Source organism: Shewanella sp. S1-49-MNA-CIBAN-0167, assembly GCF_040310145.1.
In the GTDB taxonomy this organism is placed as follows: domain Bacteria; phylum Pseudomonadota; class Gammaproteobacteria; order Enterobacterales; family Shewanellaceae; genus Shewanella; species Shewanella psychromarinicola.
On the sequence record NZ_JBEOPO010000169.1, the window covers coordinates 1 to 308 of the forward strand.

Sequence of the window (308 nt, forward strand, 5' to 3'; positions counted from 1 at the left end):
TGGGTCAGAGTGGACTTGAACCACCGACCTCACCCTTATCAGGGGTGCGCTCTAACCAGCTGAGCTACAGACCCATTTATACTTGTTTCTTTGTCCCAACTCAGCGTTGCTTTCGTTGTTCAATCAGTTATGTAGTGAACTACATTTCCTCTTTCACGCCTCAAGCGCCTTGATTTGAAACAAATTAACGTCGTCTAAATAGACACGTATATATTTGCTCTTTCTTTCTATCAAGTAATCTGTGTGAACACTCACATGCATCGCTGCACTTTTAGGTATTGAGTTAGTCGTATAGGTAAGGAGGTGAT

Annotated in this window: 1 tRNA gene; it reads right to left on the bottom strand. The window is 42.5% G+C overall.

The annotated features are described in order from the left end of the window. Window positions 1-74, bottom strand: a tRNA-Ile gene (locus AAEZ00_RS20845). Window positions 75-308 lie beyond the last annotated feature (234 nt).